This window comes from Mesoflavibacter zeaxanthinifaciens subsp. sabulilitoris, assembly GCF_014191595.1.
GTDB lineage: Bacteria > Bacteroidota > Bacteroidia > Flavobacteriales > Flavobacteriaceae > Mesoflavibacter > Mesoflavibacter zeaxanthinifaciens.
Genome location: NZ_JACHWV010000001.1, coordinates 196358 through 216186, shown reverse-complemented (window position 1 = coordinate 216186; position 19829 = coordinate 196358). Strand labels below are relative to the sequence as shown.

The following is a 19829-nucleotide window of genomic DNA, read 5'->3' as shown; positions in this document are numbered from 1 at the left end:
TAAAACTAGTCTTTATTAACTACTAATCTAAATCCTTCTCCGTGAATATTTAAAATTTCAACATTAGGATCTACTTTTAAATATTTTCTAAGTTTTGCTATATAAACATCCATACTTCTAGATGTAAAATAGTTATCATCTCTCCAAATTTTTGTTAAAGCAAGTTCACGAGGCATTAAATCATTCTCATGTAATGCTAATAAACGTAGTAATTCGTTTTCTTTTGGCGATAGCTTAATTGGCTCGTCTTCTTTAAACGTAAGAAATCTTAATTTAGAGTTTAAATGAAAATCTCCTATAGTAAATTCAAATTGTTTACTATCTGCTAAAGAGTCTGTTGCTTTACGTTGCATGATAGCTTTAATTTTCATTAAAAGTACTTCGCTATCAAAAGGTTTATTTAAGTAATCGTCTGCTCCTACTTTATATCCTTTAAGCACGTCTTCTTTCATAGCTTTTGCTGTAAGGAAAACAATAGGAATATCTTCGTTTTTTTCTCTAATTTCTTTAGCTAAAGTAAAACCATCCTTATAAGGCATCATGACATCTAAGATACATAAATCAAAATCACCTCTTTTAAATTTTTCGAAGCCTTCCATACCGTTTTTGGCATGTGTTACTTCGTAATCATTCATAGTTAAATAATCTTTAAGGACAGTTCCAAAATTTGGATCGTCTTCTACTAATAGTATTCTTTTTTGTACTTCTTCCATAGTTTTTATGATATTAACGGAAGTTTGATTGTAAACGTACTTCCTTTGTCTTTTTCACTTTCTACCGATATGTGACCTTGATGGTCTTCTATTATTCTTTTTACATAGGCTAATCCTAACCCATGTCCTTTTACATTATGTATATCTCCTGTATGTTCTCTATAAAATTTTTCGAACACACGTTTTTGTGCTGATTTGCTCATACCACTTCCGTGGTCTTTTACGTGCACTAAAATATTATTACCTACAACTTCTGTTGTTACTATTATTTTTGGTGCTTCTGGAGAATACTTAATGGCATTATCCAGAATATTTACTAATACATTTGTAAAGTGAGAGTCGTTTGCTAAAACAGAGGTTTTGTCTGCGTTTAGATTAACGGTTATCTCTCCGCCTCTATCTTCAATTATTAGCTCTACGTGCATTATTGCTTCTTCGACTAATTCATGCAGATCTACTCGCTCTTTACTTATGTTTAGTTCATTTTTTTCAAGTTTAGATATTCTTAAAACGTTTTCTACTTGTGCGTGCATACGTTTGTTTTCTTCACGTATCATTCCTAAATAACGTAACACTTTATCTTTATCTTCTAATATTTTAGGGTTTTTTATAGAATCTAATGCCAAATTAATTGTTGCTATTGGCGTTTTAAATTCGTGCGTCATGTTATTAATAAAGTCTGTTTTTATTTGTGAGATTTGACGTTGTTTAATTAATTGATAAAGTGCACTTGAGTATGCTAAGATAATTACCGATGTAAATACTATTGATAATATTAGCATAGTCATAATTGAAGAAAGAATAAACTCTTTACGATCAGGGAAATTAACTAGTAGTCTATAGTTGTTTTTATCATTTTTGTTTAAAAAAATTGGTACACTAAAGGTAGCGCCTTCATTTTTTTCAAAATCTTCTGTTTTTACTTTTGTTGCTAATTCGTTACTGTAAATGGCAAATTCGTAATCTATATCTATATCGTCTTCTAATAGTTTTAAACTAAGAAGTCTATTAATTTCGTCTACTGTAACACGCTTGTGTATTGGTCTTCTATATGCAAACTCTTCGTAAGAGTTTTTAGAGAAGACTTCTGCATATTCTTTTGTACTAATTTCTGATAAAAGTGCTGTTAGGCTTGTACCACCTTCAACTAAATTATTATCTACTACTTTAGTTTCTTTTTCGCTTAGTATTCTTTTTACGTTTATACTATCTAAACCTATGTCAAAGAGCGCAGACGATAGTTTAAAATTTTCTTCTAAAATACCGTTTCTGTAAATTAGGGTTTCGTTATTATCTCTATTTTTTTGCTCTACATAAAAGTTTAAAATTGCAGTTGTATCTGCTTTTGTTCCGCTTTCTTGTATAGATTTTGTAACCCAAAAAAGATGTTTATTATACTCTTGATCTTCTATTGTTTTAGAAACATAACTTAATGCTTTTTTTACATTAAAATTAAATTGCTCTTCTGTGTTTCTAAGAGAATTGTTGATATAGTAAGCCTGCACTAATATTATCCCTATCAAGGACAGGCTCATTAAGACAACTAAAGCAAGAAAAACTCTTTTGTTCATCACCCAAAATTAAGATTTTAACATTTACCCTTCCTTGCTTTTAACCTTACATTAACAAAAATGTTAAAATTTAGTCTTTTTGTAGTTTTTGTAACAGATTTTGATGTATTTGTAGTACTTGGGCTTTAGCTTCTTCTAGATTTATATTTTGAATTACATAATCTGAAAGCTTAATTTTTTCTTCATCTTTCCATTGGTTATTCATCACTGATTTTACTTTTTCTTTTGATGAATTATCTCTAGACATGACTCTTTTTAGTCTAACTTCTTCTGGTGCTGTAACCGTTATTATGTAGTCATATTTTTTATAGCTACCGTTTTCAAAAAGGATTGCTGCTTCACTAATTACGTAAGGCGCTTCTTGTTTTTTTACCCATCTTTTAAAGTGACTAGCTACTTTTGGATGGACAATAGCATTCATTTTTTGTAATAAATCTTTATTGTTAAAGATTTGTTTTGATAAAAAATCACGATTTAATTTTTCGTTTTGATAAGCATTATCACCAAACAGAGCTATTAATTTTCTTTTAATTACTTTAGACCGATTCATAAGCGCTTTTGCTTCTGTATCTGCAATATAGATTGGCACACCTAACTCTTTAAAAAAGTTAGCTATTGTGGTTTTACCACTTCCTATTCCGCCAGTTAATCCTACTAAAGTTTTCATTGTTGGGTTATGATAAATTCTATTTGTTGCTCTTGTAGCCTAACATTTTTTATGTTATTTGGTTTAGTAACAATTTTGGGTATTAAATATGATTTATTTTTTGAGTTTTTGTAATCACATTCTATTTTAAAATCTTCTTCAGAAATTGAATTAAAATTATCGATTGTTGTAGCATATTTAACTGTTAATTGTTTAGGAAAGTAATTGATTTTTATATGATCTGGCACATTAACAATTGTTATAGGTAGTGTTACAATACCTTCGGTAAACTTTGAAACTTCTATTTTAAATTGAACTTTATTAGCTTCTATTTTAACATCATTACTAATACTATCTACAACCAAATCTACTAGTGTATTGACATTTGATTTTAAATCTTTAAAATCTTTATGTTTAGTTTTTACATAATTTATATCTTTTAATAAACTAGCTGGACCAATTATTTTAATAGAATCTGGGTTAACTTTAACGTTATCTAAAGTATTAAAACCTTGTGCATAAGTTATATTAAAATCTGTTTTTACAGGAATCTTTTTTATTTGGTTAACATCGTATCTAAATATTAGACTATCTGGATTTACGTTTACAACCTTGACATTTTTACCAAATTGCTTGCTAATATTTGAAAATCCTTTTTTTTCTGTCCAAATTAAAGTTGAATCTTTTAAAATTACATCAGATTCTAAATCGACTTCAACTGTTGGTTTATTAATTGCATACCTTAACCATTTAAAACCATAAGTGTCTAAAGTAATTTTTAATTGATTAGATGTGTCGTTTAAAATAACCTGAGTTTCTTTAGCATTTGTAGGCTTTACTTTAAAAACTAAAGTACCTTGATAATTTTGTGATAATTTAGATAATATTAAAATGGTCAAAGAAATAATAAAAAAAAGCACAAAAACATTAAGTTTTTTACTTTTAAATAATTGTGATATTTTATTTTTAATTGGACTCATTTATCGTTTAAAAAATAAACTAGGAAATAGATTTTCTGGCTTTTTACTACTTAAAGATAATATTATAGTTGACTTTAAAAAACCATATCCATAACCAAAAAACTGAATTATAATTGCTAATACACTTTTAATAGCAACCATTAAATTTTTTGTCTTTAAAATAGCTAAAATAAAAGCAACACTAAAATATAAAACATAAGCTAATATTGGTAAATAAACGTTTGATATAGCTAACACTATTGAAAATAATAAACCTATAATAAACACACTTGGAAACCAATAGGTGATTTTTTTTGTTGAAGGATGCCATAAATTTAAAATTGGTCTTACCGACCCAAACTTATATACTTGTTTATAAAATTTAGACCAAGATATACGACGTTTATGATAGACAAATGCTTCTGGTATAAGTTTGGTTTTATAACCCAAGTTCCATAATCTAATGGATAAATCAGGATCTTCACCAGGATGGATATTTCCAAAACCGTTAGTATCTAAAAACCCTTTTTTAGATAATCCCATATTAAAACTTCTTGGTTGAAATTTGTCTATAGATTTTTTATTTCCTCTAATTCCTCCTGTAGTAATTACAGAAGTCATACTAAAATCTATTGCTTTTTGAAGTGATGTAAAACTTTTATGTGCAGCGTCAGGACCACCAAAACAATCTACATATTCTTTTACTAAACTTTTTTTTACTTCAATTAAGTAATTTGATGGTAAAAGACAATCGCTATCTAATATGATAAAGTAATTACCTTTTGCTTTTTTCATCCCGTAATTTCTAGAATCTCCAGGACCAGAATTTGGTTTAAAAAAATATGAAATATCCAAAACTGACTGATACTTACTAATTACCGCTTTAGAGGTTAAAGTAGAACCATCTTCAATAATAACAACCTCAAAAGGGATATCTCCTTTTAATTTAGAAAAACTTTGTAGCAGTTCTTCTATTTCATTTGGACGATTATAAACTGGAATTATAAATGAAAAATCTAACTTCATAAAACAAAAGTAAGTTAAACCCATAAAAAAAGCCACCTAAATAGGTGGCTCTTTTATTATATATATTAAAAGTTAGTTTTTAATAACTTTTACTGTCTTGGTTGCATTACCGATAGTTACTTTAACAAAGTAAGCACCAGCTTGTAAGCTAGACATATCTACAACTTCTGTCATAGCATTTGGTACATTTCTAAATACCTCTTGACCAACCATATTGTAAACAGACACATTATTAATCTCTTTTTGAGCAGATAATGTTAAGTTATTGTTTACTGGGTTAGGATAGTAAGTAAATACTGCTTCTTTATCAAAATCTTGAGTTGATAAAGCTGCAGGTGTCCATAAAGCTATAGTAAAATCAGGAGTTGAAGTAAGATTTGCTGAGTAATTATAAACTCTTACATAATAAGTTTCTCCTTCTACAAAATCTGAACGACTTATTCTAGGATTTGCGTAAGTTGAATCATAATCATCGTGTTCAATAGAAGTTAAAGATCCACAAGCACCTGAGAATAATTGAATAACACCATCAAAATCATCAGTTACATCTATATTTATCTGTGATGCTGTAGCAACAAAACTGTACCACACATCATCATTAGCTGTACCAGCAGGTGCTGTAATACCTGAATCGGTTGCTCCCAAAATAGTACCCGGAATTTGAGTTGCAGAAGGTAAATCTGCTATTTCTCCTTCAACTGTTAATTCAACCGCATCTGGGCATTCATCATTTGCTGGTGGTGCTGGTGCTGGATACACACATAAATCAAAATCAACTTCTCCTGTATAATAAGTAGATACAGAAATTAAGTAAGTAGTACCAGCTGTTAAACTTTCTGAAAGAGCTGTTGAATAACAACCTGAATTAACTTGGGTTAAAGCACCACATGTACCACTCCATAAAGAGATGTAAGTTGATGAAGTACCAGAAGTTAAAGTTCTTTCTATATAATAAATACCTGTAGTTGCAGGAGTAAACTCATACCATACATCATTATAAAATGTAGAGCAAGAAGAATAGTCAGCTGTATTTGTTGCTGAAGATGTGGTACCTGAAACTGCATTAGAACATGAGTCATCTGCTGATTCTGTAATTACAATAGCTCCTGAACAGTCATCATTTGCTGGTGGTGGTGGTGGTGTACCTATACAAATATCAAAAGTTGTATCATAAGAATTACTAGCATATGTGTAAACTTGTACATAGTAAGTATTACCTGGTGTAAGACCGCTAGTTGTACTTGTATTAGAATCTGAGCAAGTTAGAGCAGCTCCTAAACTTCCGCATCCTGCACTTCCATCATATACAACATGGTACATATCACTATATGATCCCACAACATTAGAAATAGAAACTTGATGAGATTCAGCTGTCGCAACAAATGTAAACCATACATCATCATTTTCTGTCCCTGAACAAGTACTGTTTGTTAATCCAGAGTCAGTAGCTCCTAAAACAGTAGCACTAGTTATTTCTCCACAAGATAAATCTTCATTAACTGTCAGCGCTATTGCATCTCCACATTCATCATTTGCAGGAGGATCTGGTAAAGTAAACTCTGCTAAACAAAAAGATACTGGGTTTGCACCTGTCGTTCCAAAATCATATACCTGGATTATTAAATCATCACCTATACTCCATCCACTTAGTTGAGCATTTGTTGCAGCATAAGTTCCTAAACAATCAATTTGATTTCCAGAAGTATCGTAAACAGCCACACCTGGATTAGAACCACCATCATTCCAAATTAAAGCATCACTTGTAGCTGTCCATGAAAAGAACATATCAAAAGTTGAAGTAGATCCACAAGTACTACTTGTACCACTATCAGAAACTCCTGTTGAAAAATCATAAGAAAAGGTATAAGCAGAAGTATCACAAGTACTTCCCTCTGCAGAAGGTGTAATAGGTAAAGGGTCTCCAAATGTATCTCCTTGCACTGGATCAAAAGCAACAAATGTTTGCTCAGTACATCCATTAGCATTTCCATTACCATTATATGGTGTTATTGTAACATAATAGGTTGTACCTGCTGTTAATGTACCTAAGCTGTAAGAAGTTACATTACCTACATCTGTATTAACTACATCATCAAGACCTGAACCTGTACCAACCACTAACATATAACCAGTAGCACCTCCAGTAGCTATCGACCAAGAAATATCACCTGATAACGGTACATCTACTGTTTGATCTAATAAAGAATCACAATTTGGTGGTGTTACAGTTGTGTAAGTAACATCTAAGTCTATATCAAAATAAACAGTATCACTAACATCGTCAATATCATTACTTGTTATTGTTATTGTAGTAAAACCTGTAACATCTAAACCGTTAAAATCAGCATCACAACCACCTACTATTGAAGTACCATCTGCTACTCCTCCGGTTACAGCCAAATCAAACGCGTACCAATCGCCACACCAACCAGTACCTCCTGTTGCTGAATTGTAGTGACTTGTAAAAGTTCCCAAAGATATAGCATCTATTGGATTACCATTATTTACAGTAATATCACCAGAGTTGATTGTTAAAACTGTTGGTGTAGAATCAGTACCATTAGTCTCAAAATTTTCTGATGTCGTGACTTGCGCATTTGCTTGCCAAGTAAAGGAAGCTAAAAACGCAAAAAGCAATAAAGTAATTTTTTTCATATTAATTATAAGTTTAGTTAAATTTTAATTTACTTTCTAAAAGTATTAATTTATTGTTAATGATTTTACCACTACGTAAACAAATCGTTAAAAAACATATAAAAAGGGTGAAATGATAATTGTTTAAATTTTCAGCATATTCATTCAAAAAAAACGTCTTACCGAAGTAAGACGTTTAAAGTATTTATATTTTTTTAAGGTTTTTATTGCTCTTTATCTACAAAAGCTTCCATTACCGCATCACTTACTCCCATATTACTAAATCCTCCATCGTTATATAGGTTTTGTAAGGTAACTCTTTTTGTTAAGTCACTAAACAACGTAATTGTATAGTTAGCACAATCTATTGCTGTTGCATTACCTAAAGGCGACATTTTTTCTGCATAAGAAATAAATCCATCAAATCCTTTTACACCTTGACCTGCTGTTGTTGGTGTTGGTGATTGAGAAATTGTATTTACTCTTACTTTTTTATCTCTTCCAAAGAAATAACCAAAGCTACGTGCTATACTCTCTAAATAAGCTTTATTATCTGCCATATCATTATAGTCAGGAAAAACACGTTGAGCTGCCATATAAGTTAAAGCTACAATACTTCCCCATTCGTTCATTGCATCCTTCTTATATAATGTTTGCATCGTTTTATGAAAAGACATTGCAGATACATCTGTTCCTTTTTGTGTCCAATCATAATTTTGATCTGTGTAAGCACGTCCTTTACGTACGTTAACAGACATTCCTATAGAGTGAAGTACAAAATCTATTTTTCCTCCTAAAAGTTCCATAGATTTTTCTACTAAGTTTTCTAAATCTTCTAAAGATGTTGCGTCTGCAGGTATAATATGAGAACCTGTTTTACTTGCTAACTCATCTATTTGTCCCATACGCATTGCTATTGGCGCGTTAGTTAGTACAAACTCTCCGCCTTCTTCATGTACTCTTTCTGCTGTTTTCCAAGCTATTGAATTTGGATCCAATGCTCCAAATATGATTCCTTTTTTTCCTTTTAATAAATTGAATGACATATTTTTAGTTGTTTCTTTTAATTTTATTAACCTTGTTCTTTAAGATTTCAAATTTATAAAATAACTATTACTTAAGTTACTTTAATTTAATAATTGTTTGGCATGAGCTATTGCAGATTCTGATAAAGCAGCTCCGCCAAGCATTTGCGCCAACTCTACTACTCTTTCATCATACTCTAATTTAACTAGATTAGATGTAGTTACATTATCTATATCTTGCTTATAAACTTTAAAATGTGTGTTACCTTTTGCAGCGATTTGCGGTAAATGAGTTATACTAAATACCTGCATTTTTTGACTCATTTGTGACATAATCTCTGCCATTTTATTAGAAATTTCTCCAGATACACCTGTATCAATTTCATCAAAAATTATACTTGGTAGTTTTATATATTTTGAAAGTATTGATTTAATCGCTAACATGATTCGTGACAATTCACCACCGGAAGCTGCTTTTTTAAGCATATTAAATTGTCCGCCTTTATTTGCTGAAAATAAGAAATCTAATTCGTCTTTACCATTAAATAAAAAGATTTCGCTTTTGTTTAAAGTAATTTTAAACTGGGCATTTGGCATACCTAATTGTGATAAAATATCTTCTAATTGAGTAATTAATTTTGGTATAGCTTCATTACGTTTTTTAGTGATTATTGCAGCTTCACTATCTAATTGCTTGACCACTGCTTTTATCTCTTTTTCTTTATTTAAAATGTCTTTATCAACATTTTCTGTAGCTTCTACCTTTTGTGCTAATTGTTCTCTAATTTCTATTAACTCTGGTATGGTCTGCACAATATGCTTTTGCATTAGATTGTTAATAGCAGATAGTTTACCTTCGACTTCTTCAAGTCGTTTTGGGTTAACGTCTAATTCCGTTTGAAAGCCTTCAACTTCTGTTGCTACATCATCTAATTCTATTAAAGCACTATTAACACGTTCTGATAAATCTTTGTAATTAGCAGAGATTAATGCCAATTTTTGCATCGTGTTTTTTACTTCTCTTAAATTAGTCAATACGCCTATTTGCTCTTCACTTAATAATTGGTTTACCGATTCTAATTTTTCTTGAATTGACTCTACGTTACTTAACACTTCAAATTCTTCTTCAAGTTCTGCTAACTCATCTGGTTTTAGGTTTGCCGACACTAATTCGTTTAATAAAAATGAATTATAGTCGTGTTCTTTTATAGCTTCTGCTTGAAATTGTTGTAGTTGCTTCAACTCCTTTTGAAGTGATTTATAGGTTTTTAAATACTCCTTATAAGTCACTAAGTTTTCTGAAGTTTCTGCTAAAGCATCAATTACTTGAAACTGAAAATTATCATCTGTTAATTGTAATGTTTCGTGTTGAGAATGTATATCTATCAACTTTTCGCCTAACAGTTGAAGACTATTTAATTTTACTGGAGAATCGTTAACAAACGCTCTAGATTTTCCTGATGGTAAAATTTCTCTACGTATTATAGTTTGCGCTTCGTAATCTAAATCTTCAGCTATAAAAAGAGATTTCAAATTATAGTTTGAAATATCAAAAGTTGCTTCTATGATGCATTTTTTTTCGGTATCTCTTAAACTAGATAGATCGGCACGTTTTCCCAAAATTAGAGATAAACCGCCTAAAAGAATAGATTTACCTGCACCAGTTTCACCAGTAATAATAGTAAATCCGTCATTAAAATTGACCTGCAATTGATCTATTAATGCGTAGTTTTTTATGGATAATCCAGTTAGCATATTTTAATTTGAAAATAATAAAGTTGAAAACTAAATCTAAGCCGTAAGCTTTAAAACTTAATGTTTCGCCATTTAGACGAATGTATTGGCGCTACTTTATTTAGTGTATCTACCAAATCTACGATATCTACACTTGGACCACTTGAAAATATTTGCTCAATTTCTTCTGCTTTTGCATCAAAAAATATTCTTGATAAATAAGAGTTTGGTCGTCTTCTATTCATCTCTTTAAAATTTAAAAGCGCTAAAACTATTTCGTTTTTTGCATCCTTTAAATTAGTACTCATTTGGTCTAATCCTCTTCTATGGTAATTGTACATTACGTCTCTAAACTCCTTATAAGTTGGAGACATTAAATTATCTATTAACGCAAATCTACTTTGTAATCCATCTTCTAACTTCCAACCAGAATAACCTGTTTGTTGTGAAAAGTTACTAATATTTTGTGCTTGTTTAAAATAGATGTCGCCTCCATTTTTCTGAAAAGAATCTGCATCCATCCCCAAAATCATGTATACATGAAATGATAGCACAGAAATTAAATTAGACACGTATTGATTTGGGTTGTAGATCAGGTTTTGAAACTCGACATACTCAAAAGAAAAATCTTTGTCGTTTATGTTATATGTAGGTGTTGTATACGTAGATCCAAAAACTGGTCTAGACGATTGTATTTGTAATGTTGCACTGTAATTATTACCAGAATATTCGTTAATATTTATAACCAAATTACAGTTAATTCTCTCTTGTGGTAAAAATGTTTTATTAGTCCACTTTGTGTTAGAGATAAACTCTTTTAACTGATTTTCTAGAGTTTTAAATTGCTGTAAATTTTCATTACCTGTTAGTTGTGCATTTACAACAACATTGGCATTAAACTCTTGTGCAAACAATGAAACATTGCAAGTAATTAAGAATAAAAGAATAAAAATATTACGCATCTAAAGCTGATATTATAGTGTTTAAAATGTCTTTAGCAACTTCGGTTTTAGATTTTAATTCAAAAGTATTAATTGTTTCGTTTTTATCAATTAATGTTACTTTATTAGTATCTGATTTAAAACCTGCACCTTTGTCTTGTAACGAATTTAAAACAATTAAATCTAAATTCTTTCTTTTAAGCTTGCTTTTTGCATTCTCCAGTTCATTGTTGGTTTCTAAAGCAAAACCAACTAAAAATTGTTGTTCTTTAATTTGCCCTAAAGACGCCAAGACATCTTTTGTTTTTTCTAATTCTAAGGATAACGTAGATTCTGCCTTTTTTATTTTTTGAGTTGCTACATGTTTTGGTTTATAGTCTGCAACTGCTGCTGCTGCAATAGCAATATCAACAGATTTAAAATACTTATGAGCAGTGTCGTACATGTCTTGAGCACTCACAACAGGTATAACAGTTATTAAATTGTTAGCTACTGTTTGATGTGTTGGACCAGAAATTAAAATTACTTCTGCTCCTAAATTTGCTGCTGCTTTAGCAATCTCGAAACCCATTTTTCCTGAGGAATGATTACCTATAAACCGAACAGGATCTATAGCTTCGTAGGTTGGACCTGCTGTAATCATTACTTTTTTTCCGTTTAACGGAAGTCCATTTAAAATATCTTTCTCAATAAATGAAACAATATCTTCTGGTTCTGCCATTCTACCTTGTCCTACCAATCCGCTAGCTAATTCGCCTGAAGTTGCAGGAATCATAACATTTCCGAAAGATTGTAATTTTTCAAAAGAATTTAAAGTAGATGGATGTTTGTACATATCCAAATCCATTGCTGGAGCAAAATAGACTTTACATTTAGCCGATAAATAGGTTGCTAATAACAAATTATCGCAAGTACCATTTGCCATTTTTGACAATGTATTTGCTGTTGCTGGTGCGATTACAAAGTAATCTGCCCAAAGACCAAGCTCTACGTGGTTATTCCATGTGGCGTTTTCGTCTTCTTCGTCTGTAAATGTAGAGTAAACTGGATTTTTAGAAAGTGTGGATAATGTTAATGGTGTTACAAAATCCTTAGAAGCAGGTGTCATGACTACTTGTACATTGGCACCTGCTTTTATAAATTGTCTAACTAATGTAGCTGTTTTATATGCAGCAATACCAGCGCTTACGCCTAACAGTATATTTTTGCCGCTTAAAATTGACATTAGTTTATTATTTGTTATCTTCTTCTGTATTACGGTAGTAAATTTTTTCGTCTAACCACTCTTTTACCGCTAAAGCATGTGGCTTTGGTAATTTTTCGTAGAATTTAGAAACTTCAATTTGCTCTTTGTTTTCAAAGATTTCTTCTAAGCTATCATTGTAAGTAGCAAACTCTTCTAACTTCTCTATTAATTCTTTTTTGATTTCAGAATTAATTTGCTCAGCTCTTCTTGATATAATAGAAATTGCTTCGTAGATGTTATTTGTTTGTGCATCTACTTCATTTCTATTATACGTTACTGTAGATGCTGGAGCATCGATTTTTTTTAAATCCATAATATTAGCTATTTGTACTATATTGTTCTAATTGTTTATTAATGTCTTCGTTCATTTTATCTGCATCTTCAATAAACTCGGACTGTGCGTATAATTTTTTGAAAGCATTATAGTAAGTTAATGCTTTTTCTAAACGTTCTTGTTTTTTATCTTCAATACTTTTTATCGCTAATTGATAAGCAGAATCAAACCTGTAAAACAAAGCTTTTTCGCGTAAGCTTGATCCAGGAAAATCTACTATAAAGTTATCAAAAGATTTTATTGAAGCTTTGTAATCTGTTATATGATTATATTGCTTAGCTGTACTGTATGCTTTTAACTCTAATTTGTATTGTAAATCTTTTACGGTTTGATTAATCTCTGGCATATAGCTAGAGTTTGGATACAAGTTAGCAAATAATTGTAATTTTTCTAAAGCGTTTTTTGTTTCGTGTTGGTCTTTAGAATACACTGGTGAAAGTGCTGCATAACTAATTGCACTCTTATAATAGGCTTCTTCTAACTTTTCGCTTCTTGGATATGCGGTTACAAATCTTTCAAATTGATAACCTGCTAAATAATGCTCTCCTGTTTCATAAAAAGTATTTGCATATAGATACATTAACTTTTCTGCTTGTGGTTTACCTCTGTAAGAAGGTACAATTTGAGTAAATAAACGATTGGCTTTGTTGTATTTACCTTCGTTATACAATTGTTCTCCTAACTGAAACTTTGCAGCTGTATCTTCAGATTTTAAAACCTTTTGAAATTCACCACAAGAACTTAATAAAACAGATGCGACTAAAATGTAAAATAAATGCTTCATAAAATTTTAACGAAGCGCAAAAATACGCTATTTAAATGGATTTTAAAAATATAATTTAAACGCTAAATTAATCGTTAGATTATAGTTTAAAATAGGTTTAAGCATTATTTAACTTTTATAAAATGCTGAAACAAAACTTTCTATCTTGTTTTTTAATTCTGATGATGCTTCTACTAAAGGTAACCTTACTTTATCAGAGCATAAATCTAAAGTTTTTAAAACTGCTTTGATACCAGCTGGGTTGTTTTCAGAGAAAATTAAACCAACAATTTCCATTAATTTATAATGAATATTGTAAGCTTCTTTTGCTTTACCTTCTAATCCTAATTGTATCATTTTTGAAAATTCCTTTGGAAACGCCTGACCAATAACAGAAATAACTCCTGCTCCACCTGCTAAAACAACACCTAAAGCTAAATCGTCATCGCCTGAAATTATAGAGAAATCTTCTGGTTTATCTCTTAATAATTCATAATACTGCTGTAGGTTATTACCAGCTTCTTTTACTGCTACTATATTTTCAAAATCATTAGCTAATCTTAAAACTGTTGCTGGATCCATATTTTTTGCGGTACGACCAGGTACATTGTATAATATAATTGGTATTGGACAAGCTTCTGCAATTGCTTTAAAATGCTGATACATGCCTTCTTGTGTTGGCTTTGAGTAGTATGGAGAGACTGATAAAATACCAGCAAAATCTGACAAATCTGTTGCGTTTATCTCTTCAATAACTGCTGCTGTGTTGTTACCTCCAATACCTAAAACTAGTGGTAATCTGTTAGCATTAGCTTCTTTTACAGTTTTTATAATCTCCTTTTTTTCTTGTTTGGTAATTGTAACACTTTCTCCTGTTGTACCACTAATTACTATGTAATTTGTACCGTTTTCTACGTTAAAATTTACAATCTTTTTTAATGCTTCATGATCTACCGATCCATCTTGGTTGTATGGTGTCACAATTGCAATTCCTGTTCCTAAAAAAGGGTTATTCATAACTATAATTTATTTAAAATGCGTAAATATTTTACCAACTCGTTTTCAAAAGTTGACGTGTCGTTTATATCTGTTTTAATGACTAAATCATTAACATTTGTTTCCTCTATAAGACCTACTTTAAATTTGGCTTCACTTAACGCTGTTGTAAATACTAAAGGAAGCTTATCTAAAGTATAATAACTAATTAACAAGTCATTTTTTTTATTAAGAAATGATTTTAAGGTTTCGGTTTTTACATTTCCTTTCCAACCTAAATCTTTTCTTGAAAATGTATTTAGATAAACACTTTCTGTTTTAGATTTTGGGTTTGTTAAAGCTAATATTTCGAAGTTTTCTTTTTTTACTTTTAAAACTTCTGATAATTTATTAATCCAATCAAGGTCTAAAAATTCAGAATCGTCTACTATAAATCCTACTGTTTTGATAATATTACTGTTAGAAACCATTACTCGATTTTTAACACATTTATCAATGTAGTTTTTATTAGATTTTTCTTTTAAACCTTTTAAAATCATTTATCTTTATTGCTTTGATGCAAATGTAGTAATTGTATCATGAATTTAACTTGAAATTTTCCAACATTATTATGCAAAAAAATTCCTTTCTAATAATAGCTATTATATGTCTTTTGTTTTCTTGTAAACAAGAGCATCATTTAAGTAAAATTGAAGGTAAACAAATCCCTGTGTCAGACAGTATTGCTTTAGATACAGAAATTGATGATTTTATAAAACCTTTTAGAGACAACCTTGAAAAAGACATGAGCAAAGTGTTGTCTTACGCACCAAAAACTTACCACAAAAAAGACGGAAATTTAAATACTGCAATTGGTAATTTGATGGCGCATATTGTTTTAGAAGAAGGCAATCCTATTTTTAATAAAAGAACAGGAAAAAACATAGACATGGTTTTACTAAATCATGGCGGAATTAGAGCTGCTATTAACAAAGGAAATATTACTACAGAAACAGCTTATCAAGTCATGCCTTTTGAAAACAGTATAGTTGTCGTAGCTTTAAAAGGACAACAAATAGACAGCTTGGTTTATTATCTAAGTAAAGCAAAAAAAGCGCATCCTATTGAAGGTTTAAAATTAACCCTAGATAAAAATTATAATATAGTTGAAGCTTTAATTAACAAAGAAAAAATAGATAGTAATAAGACTTATTATGTAGCCACTAATGATTATTTATACAATGGTGGTGATAATATGAAGTTTTTTAAAACCAATGACACTGTCTACACTTTAGACTATAAAATAAGAAACGCAATGATTGACTACTTTAAAAAAGTAGACACTATTAATCCAAAATTAGACGATAGATTTACCCAAATACAATAAGCATGAAACGTAGAGATTTTATACAACAAGCAACAGCAGCGACAGCACTTGCAACTATTGGAGGATATGGATTTTCTTCGTTTGCAGCAGGTACTTCTACTAAAAAAATTACTGTTTTACATACTAACGATGTACATAGCCATATAGATCCTTTTGGTCCTGATGATAGTCGTAACGCAAACCAAGGTGGTGTAGCTAGGCGTGCTACTCTAATTGAAAGTATTAGGAAAGAAAACCCAAATACCTTACTTCTTGATGCAGGAGACATATTTCAAGGAACACCTTACTTTAATTATTATGGAGGCGAATTAGAGTTTAAACTTATGAGCAAACTTAAATATGATGCTGCTACTATAGGAAATCATGATTTTGACAATGGTATTGACGGACTCTACGCACAATTACCACATGCAAATTTTCAGTTTATTAGCGCCAATTACGACTTTAAAAACACCGTGATGGATACACATGTAAAACCGTATCAAATATTTATTAAAGACGGAATTAAAATTGCTGTTTTTGGTATAGGCATAAAACTTGATGGCTTGGTTGATAAAAAGATGTACAAAGAAACAGTGTACTTAGATCCAATTGAAACGTCTCAAGAAATGACAAGAATCCTTAAAGACCAAGAACAATGCGATCTTGTTATTTGCTTGTCACATTTAGGTTATCATTATAGCAAATCCCCAGAAAAAATTAGTGATTTAAACTTGGCTAAATCTACTAAAGATATAGATTTAATTATTGGTGGTCATACACACACGTTTTTACCTAAACCTACTGTAGCTCAAAATATAGAAGGAAAAAATGTACTTGTAAATCAAGTTGGTTGTTACGGTATAAACTTAGGTAAAATAGACTTTTACTTTGATTCAGACAAGAGTAAATCTGCTAACGGCACTTCTATTATTGTGTAATTAGCTGTCTTCTTTTTACGTCAATTAATGTATAATAATAAATAAGCCCAAAACCAATAGCCATAAGTATTGAATATATCATTTTTAGGAAAATTTCTGCTGTAATAAATACATAAGCTACTTGAATCATTTCTGAAAATACAATACAAACACAAGCTAAAAACAGTAATAAAGATTGTTTATTTAAATTATGAAGGTAATACATTAAAGATGTTGACAACATCAATAAAATAAGGATATTGTATATGACTTCTACATAGAAAATAATTGTATTAACCTCTAATGTTTCATCTTGAAGAATCATTTCATTTAATGTATATAAAATATACAAATTAAATGCTACAAGAATAATTAAATGAAACTTAAAATACTTTATTAGTTTTTTAAATTTAATGCCTTTAATAAATAAAATTATTAAGCTGGAGTAAGCTAACATAATAAAAGCATAAGATGTATAATAATAAATTACTTCTGAAGTTATAAACCAAAGTTTTAATATTTCTGAAATTGCAAAACCTGATAAAAAAACAATAAATAAAATGCTTTTTTTACTTTTAAATGAAGTATAAAAAAAGATAAGCGTTGGCAATATTAATACCCAAGCAATTTCTGACAGAACATTATTCTGAAATAAATTACCAAGTAATGATATTACAACCAAAATAACTAGTGTTAAAGTTATGGTTTTGTATTTGCTTAACTTCATTAATTGTAGCTTTGGTTTACAAATGTATCATTAAAACACATTTAAACCAAATAAAATTGCATTTTATCGATTATTTTGAACGAAAAAACATTAATTAATATTCAATAAAAAGCAACAAAAGCCGATTTTAAATCAATAAACACATTTTTAAAGCTGCAAAAATGAATATAAATTAAAAAATTAACTATTATAATAATGATATGATAATTTTACGGTTTTTACCGCAATAGTGTTAATCTGAAGAAAATTCCTACTATTTAATCATTAATAAAAAGTCTTCCTCGCTAATAATCTCTACACCTATTTTTTCGGCTTTTTCCTTTTTACTTGGTCCCATTTTATCGCCAGCAACTACATAATTTGTTTTAGATGAAATTGATGAAGACACTTTACCACCATTATCTTCAATAAGCTTTTTAAGGTCTGTTCTTGACACTTGATAAAACACTCCTGAAACCACAAAAATATTACCTTCTAACTTATTTGTTTGATTGGCTAATTTTTCTGCTGAAATTTCTAACTGAACACCATAAGATTTTAATCGACTAATGATTTTTTGATTTTCTTCATTTGAAAAGAAGTCGACTACACTTTCTGCTATTTTGGTTCCAATTTCATCTACATTAACCAACTCTTCAATACTCGCATTTTGTAAAGCATCAATAGATTTGTAATGTTGGGCTAGTTTTTTAGCAACAGTTTCGCCAACAAATCTAATACCGATTGCAAACAAAACGCGCTCAAATGGAATTTGCTTTGAAGCCTCAATACCTGCAATTAAATTATCGGCACTTTTTTCTGCCATTCGATCTAACGGAAGGATATCTTCTTTAGTTAATTCATACAAATCTGCAAAGTTACTAATCAATCCAGCATTAACTAAAAGCGCAACGGTTTCGCCACCTAAACCTTCAATATCCATTGCTTTTCTTGAAATATAATGCTGAATCCTTCCAATAATCTGAGGATTACAACCATTATAATTTGGACAATAATGCTTTGCTTCGCCTTCAATACGTTCTAATGGTGTATTACACTCTGGACAATTGGTAATGTATTCTGTTGGTTTAGAATCTACTGGTCGTTCTTCTAAATTAACCGCTATAATTTTAGGTATAATTTCGCCACCTTTTTCTACATAAACCGTATCTCCTACTCTAATATCTAGTTTTTCAATTTGATCTGCGTTATGTAAAGACGCCCGTTTTACAATGGTTCCTGCTAATTCTACAGGCTCTAAATTTGCTACAGGCGTAATGGCGCCAGTACGACCAACTTGATAGGTAATTTCGTTTAAAACAGTACTTACCTGCTCTGCTTTAAATTTGTATGCTATTGCCCAACGTGGCGCTTTTGCGGTAAAACCTAACTCTTCTTGCTGGTACAAGCTATTGACTTTTACAACAACTCCATCAGTCTCGTAAGGCAACTCATGTCTGGCATGATCCCAATGGTTTATAAATTCAAAAACTTCATCTATTGTATTGCATAATTTAGATTCTTTTGGCGCTTTAAAACCCATTTGTCTAGCGCGTTCTAAACTTTCAAATTGCGTTGTAAAATTGAAATTACTACCAACCAAACCATATAATAAACAATCTAACGGTCGCTTTGCAACTTCGGCGCTATCTTGTAGTTTTAAACTTCCAGATGCTGTGTTTCGCGGATTTCTATATGGTTCTTCTCCATTTGCAATGCGTTCTTCATTCATTTTGTTAAATCCATCAAACGGAAGCACGATTTCACCTCTAATTTCAAATTGCTCAGGAAATGGTGGTTTTAATTGTAATGGTACTGAATTTATGGTTTTTACATTTGCTGTCACATCATCACCTTGCACACCATCGCCACGTGTAACAGCTTGTACTAACGCACCATTTTTATAAGTTAAGTTTATAGAAGCACCATCGTATTTAAGCTCGCAAGTGTATTGCACATCACCATCTACCAACTTTTTAATTCTAGTTTCCCAATCTTTTAAATCTTCTAAAGAATACGAATTATCCAAACTATACATTCTGTGTGCATGTACAACAGTTTTAAAGTTTTTAGTCACTTCGCCACCAACACGTAAGGTTGGTGAGTTTGCGTCATAAAACTCTGGATGCGCTTCTTCTAAAGCTTGTAATTCTTTAAGTTTTATATCAAAATCGTAATCGCTAATCGTTGGATTATCAAGCACGTAGTAATTATAGTTATGCTGACGAAGCTCGTCACGTAGTTGGGTTATTTGCTGTTCTATATTCATT

General features: G+C 30.5%; 18 protein-coding genes. 2 read left to right on the top strand and 16 right to left on the bottom strand.

Features of this window, described 5'->3' with window-relative positions; translation table 11 throughout:
• Positions 1 to 5: 5 nt before the first annotated feature.
• From FHS04_RS01010 to FHS04_RS00945, 14 genes are all read right to left on the bottom strand, one after another.
• Positions 6 to 713, bottom strand: a complete 708-nt coding sequence (locus FHS04_RS01010; protein WP_027878762.1) for a response regulator transcription factor — start codon at positions 711 to 713, stop codon at positions 6 to 8.
• 5 nt (positions 714 to 718) lie between these two features.
• Positions 719 to 2284, bottom strand: coding sequence for a sensor histidine kinase (locus tag FHS04_RS01005; protein WP_027878761.1), 1566 nt, complete (start codon positions 2282 to 2284; stop codon positions 719 to 721).
• A 70-nt stretch (positions 2285 to 2354) separates the two neighbouring features.
• The gene (gene coaE / locus FHS04_RS01000; protein ID WP_106678207.1) at positions 2355 to 2951 is read right to left on the bottom strand and encodes a dephospho-CoA kinase; all 597 of its coding nucleotides are present in this window, start codon (positions 2949 to 2951) and stop codon (positions 2355 to 2357) included.
• Positions 2948 to 3910, bottom strand: coding sequence for a CdaR family protein (locus FHS04_RS00995; protein ID WP_051169802.1), 963 nt, complete (start codon positions 3908 to 3910; stop codon positions 2948 to 2950). The genes coaE and FHS04_RS00995 overlap by 4 nt, the downstream gene beginning before the upstream one ends.
• Positions 3911 to 4915: a glycosyltransferase gene (locus FHS04_RS00990; protein WP_106678209.1), complete on the bottom strand. Its 1005-nt coding sequence runs from the start codon at positions 4913 to 4915 to the stop codon at positions 3911 to 3913.
• Positions 4916 to 4987: 72 nt separating this feature from the next.
• Positions 4988 to 7570, bottom strand: coding sequence for a T9SS type A sorting domain-containing protein (locus tag FHS04_RS00985; protein WP_106678211.1), 2583 nt, complete (start codon positions 7568 to 7570; stop codon positions 4988 to 4990).
• Positions 7571 to 7773: 203 nt separating this feature from the next.
• Entirely contained in the window at positions 7774 to 8595 is an 822-nt protein-coding gene (locus FHS04_RS00980) for an enoyl-ACP reductase FabI (protein ID WP_027878756.1), read from the bottom strand.
• An 81-nt stretch (positions 8596 to 8676) separates the two neighbouring features.
• Positions 8677 to 10329 carry a DNA repair protein RecN gene (gene recN / locus FHS04_RS00975; RefSeq protein WP_106678214.1) on the bottom strand — a complete coding sequence of 551 codons (1653 nt, stop codon included), beginning with the start codon at positions 10327 to 10329 and terminating at the stop codon, positions 8677 to 8679.
• A gap of 50 nt (positions 10330 to 10379) precedes the next feature.
• Entirely contained in the window at positions 10380 to 11270 is an 891-nt protein-coding gene (porD, locus tag FHS04_RS00970) for a type IX secretion system protein PorD (RefSeq protein ID WP_106678216.1), read from the bottom strand.
• Positions 11263 to 12474, bottom strand: coding sequence for a bifunctional phosphopantothenoylcysteine decarboxylase/phosphopantothenate--cysteine ligase CoaBC (coaBC, locus tag FHS04_RS00965; protein WP_106678218.1), 1212 nt, complete (start codon positions 12472 to 12474; stop codon positions 11263 to 11265). Before coaBC ends, porD begins: the two co-directional genes overlap by 8 nt.
• 7 nt (positions 12475 to 12481) lie before the next feature.
• Positions 12482 to 12808 carry a DNA-directed RNA polymerase subunit omega gene (locus tag FHS04_RS00960; protein ID WP_027878752.1) on the bottom strand — a complete coding sequence of 109 codons (327 nt, stop codon included), beginning with the start codon at positions 12806 to 12808 and terminating at the stop codon, positions 12482 to 12484.
• 4 nt (positions 12809 to 12812) lie between these two features.
• Positions 12813 to 13613, bottom strand: a complete 801-nt coding sequence (locus FHS04_RS00955) for an outer membrane protein assembly factor BamD (protein WP_106678220.1) — start codon at positions 13611 to 13613, stop codon at positions 12813 to 12815.
• A 108-nt stretch (positions 13614 to 13721) separates the two neighbouring features.
• Positions 13722 to 14609: a 4-hydroxy-tetrahydrodipicolinate synthase gene (dapA, locus tag FHS04_RS00950; RefSeq protein WP_027878750.1), complete on the bottom strand. Its 888-nt coding sequence runs from the start codon at positions 14607 to 14609 to the stop codon at positions 13722 to 13724.
• A 2-nt stretch (positions 14610 to 14611) separates the two neighbouring features.
• Positions 14612 to 15127 carry a DUF6913 domain-containing protein gene (locus FHS04_RS00945; RefSeq protein WP_106678222.1) on the bottom strand — a complete coding sequence of 172 codons (516 nt, stop codon included), beginning with the start codon at positions 15125 to 15127 and terminating at the stop codon, positions 14612 to 14614.
• 71 nt (positions 15128 to 15198) lie between these two features.
• On the opposite strand from FHS04_RS00945, the gene FHS04_RS00940 reads away from it, so the two are divergent.
• Together FHS04_RS00940 and FHS04_RS00935 are read left to right on the top strand one after the other, a co-directional pair.
• Positions 15199 to 15954, top strand: a complete 756-nt coding sequence (locus FHS04_RS00940; RefSeq protein ID WP_027878748.1) for a 5'-nucleotidase C-terminal domain-containing protein — start codon at positions 15199 to 15201, stop codon at positions 15952 to 15954.
• Between the two features lie 2 nt (positions 15955 to 15956).
• Positions 15957 to 16874, top strand: coding sequence for a bifunctional metallophosphatase/5'-nucleotidase (locus FHS04_RS00935; protein ID WP_106678224.1), 918 nt, complete (start codon positions 15957 to 15959; stop codon positions 16872 to 16874).
• Here the strand turns inward: FHS04_RS00935 and FHS04_RS00930 are convergent.
• A complete protein-coding gene (locus FHS04_RS00930; RefSeq protein WP_027878746.1) occupies positions 16864 to 17580 on the bottom strand; it encodes a hypothetical protein in 717 nt (238 codons plus the stop codon). The genes FHS04_RS00935 and FHS04_RS00930 overlap by 11 nt on opposite strands.
• A 253-nt stretch (positions 17581 to 17833) precedes the next feature.
• Positions 17834 to 19828 carry an NAD-dependent DNA ligase LigA gene (ligA, locus tag FHS04_RS00925; RefSeq protein WP_106678226.1) on the bottom strand — a complete coding sequence of 665 codons (1995 nt, stop codon included), beginning with the start codon at positions 19826 to 19828 and terminating at the stop codon, positions 17834 to 17836.
• Between the last annotated feature and the right edge of the window lies 1 nt (position 19829).

Bases quoted from the DNA above. Each gene is read 5' to 3' on its own strand.
- FHS04_RS01010 (WP_027878762.1), bottom strand. From the start codon at position 713: ATGGAAGAAGTACAAAAAAGAATACTATTAGTAGAAGACGATCCAAAT.
- FHS04_RS01005 (WP_027878761.1), bottom strand. From the start codon at position 2,284: ATGAACAAAAGAGTTTTTCTTGCTTTAGTTGTCTTAATGAGCCTGTCC.
- coaE (WP_106678207.1), bottom strand. From the start codon at position 2,951: ATGAAAACTTTAGTAGGATTAACTGGCGGAATAGGAAGTGGTAAAACC.
- FHS04_RS00995 (WP_051169802.1), bottom strand. From the start codon at position 3,910: ATGAGTCCAATTAAAAATAAAATATCACAATTATTTAAAAGTAAAAAA.
- FHS04_RS00990 (WP_106678209.1), bottom strand. From the start codon at position 4,915: ATGAAGTTAGATTTTTCATTTATAATTCCAGTTTATAATCGTCCAAAT.
- FHS04_RS00985 (WP_106678211.1), bottom strand. From the start codon at position 7,570: ATGAAAAAAATTACTTTATTGCTTTTTGCGTTTTTAGCTTCCTTTACT.
- FHS04_RS00980 (WP_027878756.1), bottom strand. From the start codon at position 8,595: ATGTCATTCAATTTATTAAAAGGAAAAAAAGGAATCATATTTGGAGCA.
- recN (WP_106678214.1), bottom strand. From the start codon at position 10,329: ATGCTAACTGGATTATCCATAAAAAACTACGCATTAATAGATCAATTG.
- porD (WP_106678216.1), bottom strand. From the start codon at position 11,270: ATGCGTAATATTTTTATTCTTTTATTCTTAATTACTTGCAATGTTTCA.
- coaBC (WP_106678218.1), bottom strand. From the start codon at position 12,474: ATGTCAATTTTAAGCGGCAAAAATATACTGTTAGGCGTAAGCGCTGGT.
- FHS04_RS00960 (WP_027878752.1), bottom strand. From the start codon at position 12,808: ATGGATTTAAAAAAAATCGATGCTCCAGCATCTACAGTAACGTATAAT.
- FHS04_RS00955 (WP_106678220.1), bottom strand. From the start codon at position 13,613: ATGAAGCATTTATTTTACATTTTAGTCGCATCTGTTTTATTAAGTTCT.
- dapA (WP_027878750.1), bottom strand. From the start codon at position 14,609: ATGAATAACCCTTTTTTAGGAACAGGAATTGCAATTGTGACACCATAC.
- FHS04_RS00945 (WP_106678222.1), bottom strand. From the start codon at position 15,127: ATGATTTTAAAAGGTTTAAAAGAAAAATCTAATAAAAACTACATTGAT.
- FHS04_RS00940 (WP_027878748.1), top strand. From the start codon at position 15,199: ATGCAAAAAAATTCCTTTCTAATAATAGCTATTATATGTCTTTTGTTT.
- FHS04_RS00935 (WP_106678224.1), top strand. From the start codon at position 15,957: ATGAAACGTAGAGATTTTATACAACAAGCAACAGCAGCGACAGCACTT.
- FHS04_RS00930 (WP_027878746.1), bottom strand. From the start codon at position 17,580: ATGAAGTTAAGCAAATACAAAACCATAACTTTAACACTAGTTATTTTG.
- ligA (WP_106678226.1), bottom strand. From the start codon at position 19,828: ATGAATATAGAACAGCAAATAACCCAACTACGTGACGAGCTTCGTCAG.